The organism is Neobacillus drentensis, assembly GCF_036965425.1.
Lineage (GTDB): Bacteria > Bacillota > Bacilli > Bacillales > Cytobacillaceae > Neobacillus > Neobacillus drentensis_F.
The window spans coordinates 20,205-27,525 of the sequence record NZ_JBALPP010000137.1 but is presented as its reverse complement, the minus strand read 5'-3'; the positions used below and the strand labels follow the sequence as shown (position 1 = coordinate 27,525).

Here is a 7,321-nt window from a genome sequence, read left to right as displayed (position 1 = left end):
TGAATTTTAGATTCATCTTTTCCCCCTGCTTTAAAAGGATGTTTAGTTATCTTCCTTTTTGGTAGTTTTTACTTCATTTTCAACCGTAAAGGTAAATGTTACTTTACTAGTTACAAATAAGGACTTTGATAGATGAATTGGCCTTTTGTATTGATCAAATGCCGTTTTTTCGATTAAATATAATGGGGTACTAACATCACATCGAAATAGCTTTGCTTCATAATCGGTGGCCGTTACAACATCCATTGTCTTCTCTGATCGGGTAATTTCTATATTATATTTCTCTTTCAAAATTTTGTAAGTGGAGGTTTTTTCGCCAATAAATTGCTCTAATTTCGGCAAAAATTTAAGTGGGTAATAGGAGGTTTCAATGATAAACGGCTCATTATCGATCAGCAGTAAACGATGTAAGTTAAGAAGTTCATCATCGGGATCTAGCTTAAATACTGATATTAAATGTTCATCCGGTGATATTACTGTATTTGATAAAATATGACTGCTTGGAGTTTTACCTGATTCCATCGTACTTTCAGTAAACCCCCCCACCGAAATAAGCTCTCTCCTTACCTTCGCTTCTTTTACAAAAGTACCTTTACCCTGAAGACTTTGAAGAACCCCTTCTTTTACCAAATCCGTAATGGCTCTCCTAGCCGTAATCCTGCTCACTCCGTATTTTTCACAAAAAACTGATTCTGATGGAAGTTGTTGCCCAGGTAAATAAGTCCCACGAATTATTTCCTCTTTTATCACTTGTTTTAACTGAGAATATAAAGGTGTAAAGCTTGCATCATTTAATTTCATTTTATAACCTCATATCTCTATATTTTTATCCCGTAACCAAAGGCACCATATTCAGTACAGGTTTTGGCTGCACTATGGCTGGCTTGAATTAATGCCTTTCGCATGTCTTGTAAATCATAATATGAAGTTAGAAATCCTGCAATAAAAGAATCTCCAGCACCCATAGTATCAACGACATGTGTGGAGACAGGCCCTTGTTCATAAAGATCCTTGCGATCTGAAAAAATGACTGGCTCAGCTCCGCGCGTTACCCCTACGATTTTCACTCCAAGATCATGCACTTTCTCAATAAGAGAAGTGATTTCAGATGTTTCCAACCCGCTTCCAGAGAAAAATGCAACGGTCAAATATGGACAAACCTGCTTTAAATAATTTTCATTCCAGCGATCTTTTGTTGAAAAGTCGAATGAAATGGGTTTATGAGCCAGATTAGAAAGTTCATGCTCCAAATCACTATTAATGCTGGTATGAATTATATCAAACTGATTAATGTAGTCGAAATCTTCTAAAGTGAGACTTAATTTTAATAGGGAAGATACCCTGCTATCTCGATTGGTACCTATAAATCCCCTGTCCCCATCACTGTTAAGTGATACTGTTGCTTTTCCATTGGGTCCAAATGCACGACGCATTCGATCGATGTTAATCCCTTCTAAGCTTAAACAGTTCATAATATGAGCCGCTGCAGAATCATTCCCCATAATGCCAAGATAGGCACTTTCTTCTGCACCATTACGTTTACTTAATACGGCAACATTTAATGCGTTTCCCCCCGGGTACATCAGTTGCTGATCTTGGTAAAAATCTACCACATTATCACCGATTGATATTAACTTCATTTTTATACACTCTCCGTTAATAATATCTTTTATGAAAAAGTTCCCCCTTAAGATTTTTTTCTTAAAGGGGGAAGAGAGGTTTGCGTATATCCTTTTTAAAAATTATTTTAGATAAACATTTTCAAGCGTTACCCCTGATTGGAAAGATAAGAATCCTTCAAGATTCTTAAAGCCTTCTACATTGGACTTCATTCCATAGCTTTGTTCACGCCATGATAGGTAAACGAAAGGTGATAATTCCATGGCACGGTCAATTAACTTCTGATAATTTGCTTCACGTTTTGCTGGATCAGATTCTTTTCTGCCATCAATTAATAATTGATTAATCTCTGGATCATTAAAGTAAGCAGAGTTGTTAAGTCTAACATCGCCGCCATTATAGAAATTGCTTAGCCAATCCGCATCCGTTATATCGCCAGCTGTACCAGCAACTACAAAATCATAATCTCCTTCGGTATTCTTGTTGATACGAGTCGCCCAATCTGGAAGATCCAACTCAACTTCGATACCAATTTTCTTCAATTCTGCCTGGACCGCAACTGCTGTTTGCTGATGGAAGGAGAATTGGGAGGTTGATAGTAAACGAGCCTTAAAGCCCTTCGGATACCCTGCTTCAGCTAGAAGCTGTTTAGCTTTTTCAACATCGTGTTTAAAATATTTATTTACTTTGTCGCTGTAGCCCATATAGCCCTTTGGAATAGCCATTCCATAGATAGCTTCTCCCCTGCCGCTAAATGCCGTATTAATAATTGATTTTCTATCAATCGCGTAAGCAATTGCCTGTCTTACCTTTGGATCATTGAAAGGCTTAAATTTTGTATTGAATTGTAATTGCATAAATGGTCCATTTACACTATCCAATTTAATGCCAGGTGTTTTAGCAAGAGAGTCAGCATCTTTCCAAGGAACCGTTTCGATTAAATCTACATCCCCTGCCCTAAGCGCATTTACTCTTGTATTTTCATCAGGATAGAAGACAAACTTAATGGAATCTAATTTTGGTTGATCAGGTTTGTAGTAATTTTTGAACTTCTCTACTACTAAATCTTGTCCTTTGGTCCAGCTTACAAATTTAAATGGACCAGCTCCCATTGGATCAGCATTTTCTCCCTTTTCCTCAACCCATTTTTTCGATACAATCACGGATTCAGGCAGCGCTAAATAATGAACAAAAGGAGCAGACGGTTCTTTTAATGTAAAAGAAATCGTTTTTTCATCTTTAACTTCAATAGATTGAATGATTGACAATTCCGTTTTAAACGTAGCCTTACTGTCCGGCTTAATAATTCTCTCAAAAGTATACTTCACATCTTCAGCAGTAACGGCATCACCATTTTGGAATTTAGCATCACGTAAATTGAACGTATAGGTTTTTTGGTCTTCAGAAACGGTATAATCTTTTGCCAATTCATTTTCAAGTTTACCGTCCTTATTATAGTTTAACAACCCACGGTAAATAGCTAACTTAATTGTTCTTCCGTGTGTACCATTTTGAATTTGAGGATCCATTGTGGCAGGTTCACCAGCTAAACCGAATGTTAAATTTCCACCCTTTTTAGCTCCTCCCCCAGATTCAGATTTAGAAGTTTTTTCGCTTGTGCCGCCACATGCCGTTACTAAAACTAATGTTAAAATAATACTAAGAATCAATGACAACCGTTTCATCATACTTTCAATCCCCCTTTTTAATTAGAAAAAATTATTTAGTTTTTAACTTTGGATCTAAGATATCTCGTAAGCTGTCTCCCATTAGATTAATGGCAAGCATCGTCAAGCCTAAAAATAGCGAAGGCCATAGGACATACATTGGATTCGAACTTATATATCCTCTCGACTGTCCAATCATTTGTCCCCATGATGGCTCAGGTGGGATGACACCCAGTCCGAGGAAGCTTAAACCGGACTCTAGTAAGATAGCAGCTGCAATCGTTAAGCTGATTTGAATAATTAAAGGAGAAAGGATATTCGGAAAAATAATTTTTCCGACCACTCTCAAATGAGAGGCTCCTAGCGATAACTCACTTTGTACGTATTCAAGGCCTTTTACTTGTATCGTCGATGAGTACGCAAGACGAGCAAACCTTGGAATGTATACAATCCCGATGATAATCATTAGATTATTAATTCCCGCTCCCCAGAAACCTACCACCATTAAGGCTAGTAATATTGGAGGAAAGCAAAGAACTATATCTACTATTCTCATAATCGTTTTTTCTAATATGCCTCTGAAATACCCAGCAGACATACCGAGAATGGATCCACATGTAAAGGCAATAAAAGTAGCACCCAGTGCAACGATTAGTGTTGGGCGTATCCCTAGAATTAATCGACTTAGAATATCCCTGCCGAACTCATCTGTTCCAAGCGGGTAGCCTGGTAAACTTTGTTGAAGGACCTTATCCGAATGAATTTCAAGCGGATCATGCGGGATAATCCAAGGTCCTATAATGGCAACCACGACCATCGGGAGTAATATAACAAAACTTATTATGAAGGTTTTATTTTTCAAAAATTTCTTCAGCATGGTTTCACCTCATTATGCGGCATTTCATGTCCATTCCTTATCGTGTCCTAGGATCCATTATCCCGTACAAAATATCCACCACCAAATTTACGAATATGTAACAGGTTGCAATGGTAATAATACAGCCTTGGATTAATGGATAATCCCGGTCGGCAATTGAATTTACCAAAAGTGAACTCATCCCCGGCCAATTAAATAGGTACTCAATTAATACGGTTCCACCGATTAAACCACCCAGTTCCAGGCCGATTACCGTGATGACAGAAATGATTGAATTTCTAAACGCATGTTTAAAAATGACTGATTTCTCGGAGAGGCCCTTTGCTCTTAAAGTTTGAATAAAGTCCTTGTTTAAAACTTCTAACATCGATGAGCGTGTCATCCTGGCAATGGTAGCTGCTAAGCCGAATGCAAGTGTTAAGGCTGGCAGAATGATTCTTTTGATATGATTAATAGGATCTTCCGCAAAATCCACATACCCACTGGCAGGAAGCAAGAATAATTTAAAACTAAAAAATAGAATTAAAAAGGTTCCCACTACATAGACAGGAAAGGAGATTCCTAATGCAGCGATCGATGAAAGAGCCATATCTACAAGCCCACCGCGTTTTAATGCTGCAATAATGCCTAATGGTATGCCTATCAATGAAGCTAGCAAAATGGCCACTATCGCAAGTTCAATTGTTTTCGGCAATCTTTGTGATATAAATGTTTTTACATCCATTTCATCAAAAAGGGATTTCCCAAAATCAAATCTTGCCATATCAGATATCCAATTGGAATATTGTGTTAATACAGGCTGATCAAGCCCTAAGGTGTGGCGCATTTCTTTTACAGCAGCTGGATCAGCTCCACGTTCCGTCCCAAGTACAAGTACAGCCGGATCTCCCGGCATGATTCTTACCAAGGAAAAAACAATTGTTGCCACCACAAGTACCTGAATAAAAACTGTTGATATTTTCACTGCTAATATACGTGCCAATAGTATCGCCCCCTTCCTACGATGTTTTTATTGAAAGTGGTAATGTATCATTATTTAGTAGTTGATTGGATGAGGAATATAAATGACAAGCAACCGTATGTCCTTCACTAACATTCATAAATTCCGGCTCTATTTCTTTACAAATCGGCATTACATAAGGACATCTTGTACAGAGCCTGCAGCCTGTCGGAGGGTTTACTGGGCTTGGAACGTCACCTTCCAGTATTATTTGTTCCTTTTTATGATCTGGGTTTGGAACGGGAATTGCCGATAAAAGGGCTTGTGTATAGGGATGTTTTGGGCTGGCATATAGTCCGCTTGCATCCGAAATCTCGACGATTCTTCCTAAATACATAACCGCAATTCGATTGCTTACATGTTTAACGACGGATAAATCATGTGAAATAAATAGATACGTTAAGTTGAATTCCTTTTGTAAATCATTTAATAGATTCAATATCTGGGATTGGATGGAAACGTCTAAAGCGGAAACAGCCTCATCACAAATAATTAATTTCGGGTTTAACGCAAGGGCACGGGCAATTCCAATTCGCTGTCTCTGGCCCCCAGAGAATTCATGTGGATACCTGTTAACATACTGGCCGCTCAATCCGACCATTTCAAGTAAATTTTTCACCTGTTTTTCTTTTTCTGCCCCTTTAGCTACATGATGAATTTCAAAGGGAGCCCCAATAATTTCTCCTACTGTCATTCGCGGATTTAACGATTCATATGGTTTCTGAAACACCATTTGTATTTTTTTTCGCTCTTTCCTCAAATCACTCCCGCTTAGCCGTAAGAAATCCTGCCCATCAAAATTTATTTCACCGCTATCGGCTTTTACTAGGCGCGTTATGAGACGTGAAAGTGTACTTTTGCCGCATCCTGATTCACCCACGAGTCCAAAGGTCTCACCCTCAAACACTGAAAAACTTACATCATCAACAGCCTTAACAGAACCTGCTGGCTTGGAAAAAATACTTTTTTTCTTTAAAGGAAAATGCTTTTTTAAATGCTTTACTTCTAAAAGTACGTCATTTTTCACGTCTCCCACTTACCTCCTTTTTCAAAAATCAGGCATTTTACCTTACTTTGTTGTTCAAGCTGGTTCATCTTAGGCTCGATTTCAAAGCAAGCAGATGCAGCTTCTGGGCACCTGGGGCTAAACCTGCAGCCTTTAGGCATGGAGGCTATACTTGGAACAGAACCCGTAATGGTGTACAGTTTCTTACCGTTAGAATCTTCCAGCGAAGGAACCGACTTCAGCAAACCCTTTGTGTATGGATGTTTCGGATTATTGAAGATCGATTTTACATCCCCTTCTTCAACGATTTGACCTGCATACATGACGGCAACACGATCTGCCATTTCTGCAACCACTCCCAAATCATGTGTGATCAGCATGATGCTCATGTTTCTCTCAATGCGAATCTTTTTGAGCAATTTCAGAATTTGCGCTTGTACGGTTACATCCAAGGCAGTGGTAGGTTCGTCTGCAATAAGCAGCTTGGGATTACAAGATAAAGCCATGGCAATCATCACCCGCTGAGACATCCCTCCAGATAGTTCATGCGGAAAGGCTTTCATGACAGTTTCTGGATGGGGAATTCCGACCTGTTTCAATAATTCCTTAGCTTTTTCTGATGCTTCTTTACGGGAAACCTTTTCATGGGATCGGATCGCTTCAATAATCTGGCTTCCACAAGGAAAGACCGGATCTAGTGCAGACATGGGATCCTGGAAAATCATCGCAATCGATTTCCCTCTGACATTCGAAATCTCTTTCTTTTTTAGTTGAAGAAGATTGGTATTTTCAAACCATATTTCTCCGGAAGCGATTTTTCCAGAAGGAGGAAGAAGCTGCATAAGGGAAAGCGAACCAACCGTCTTTCCACTCCCACTTTCACCAACTATACATAGAGTTTCCCCTCTATTAATTGTCAGATTAATTCCACTTACAGCAGGAAAAATTCCCGTTTCGGTCTTAAATTCCGTTGTCAGGTTATTAATCTTCAGCATTACATTTTCCATGTGTATCTCCCCTAGCAATCTTTAGGATCAATGATGTATGTCCTGTCTGTCATTTTTTTTCAACTTTTACCTATACACCATGGGAAAGGTTGTTACTTAATAAACCTTGATATTAACTAACTTCCTTAAATAGGCTAAGCGCTA

Annotated in this window: 7 protein-coding genes; all 7 read right to left on the bottom strand. The window is 38.7% G+C overall.

Going from position 1 to position 7,321, the window contains the following annotated elements; all coding sequences use genetic code 11:
• Positions 1-42: 42 nt before the first annotated feature.
• Positions 43-801: a UTRA domain-containing protein gene (locus V7161_RS26705; RefSeq protein WP_335715833.1), complete on the bottom strand. Its 759-nt coding sequence runs from the start codon at positions 799-801 to the stop codon at positions 43-45.
• A 17-nt stretch (positions 802-818) separates the two neighbouring features.
• Positions 819-1,646 (bottom strand): PfkB family carbohydrate kinase, encoded by an 828-nt coding sequence (locus V7161_RS26700; RefSeq protein ID WP_335715835.1) that lies wholly within the window; start codon positions 1,644-1,646, stop codon positions 819-821.
• Between the two features lie 96 nt (positions 1,647-1,742).
• Entirely contained in the window at positions 1,743-3,308 is a 1,566-nt protein-coding gene (locus tag V7161_RS26695; protein ID WP_335715832.1) for an ABC transporter substrate-binding protein, read from the bottom strand.
• A 31-nt stretch (positions 3,309-3,339) separates the two neighbouring features.
• Positions 3,340-4,164, bottom strand: a complete 825-nt coding sequence (locus tag V7161_RS26690) for an ABC transporter permease (protein WP_335715831.1) — start codon at positions 4,162-4,164, stop codon at positions 3,340-3,342.
• Positions 4,165-4,201: 37 nt separating this feature from the next.
• On the bottom strand, positions 4,202-5,146 hold the full coding sequence (locus tag V7161_RS26685; RefSeq protein WP_335715830.1) for an ABC transporter permease: 945 nt from the start codon (positions 5,144-5,146) through the stop codon (positions 4,202-4,204).
• Between the two features lie 16 nt (positions 5,147-5,162).
• The gene (locus V7161_RS26680) at positions 5,163-6,191 is read right to left on the bottom strand and encodes an ABC transporter ATP-binding protein (RefSeq protein ID WP_335715829.1); all 1,029 of its coding nucleotides are present in this window, start codon (positions 6,189-6,191) and stop codon (positions 5,163-5,165) included.
• On the bottom strand, positions 6,188-7,177 hold the full coding sequence (locus tag V7161_RS26675; protein ID WP_335715828.1) for an ABC transporter ATP-binding protein: 990 nt from the start codon (positions 7,175-7,177) through the stop codon (positions 6,188-6,190). The genes V7161_RS26680 and V7161_RS26675 overlap by 4 nt, the downstream gene beginning before the upstream one ends.
• Between the last annotated feature and the right edge of the window lie 144 nt (positions 7,178-7,321).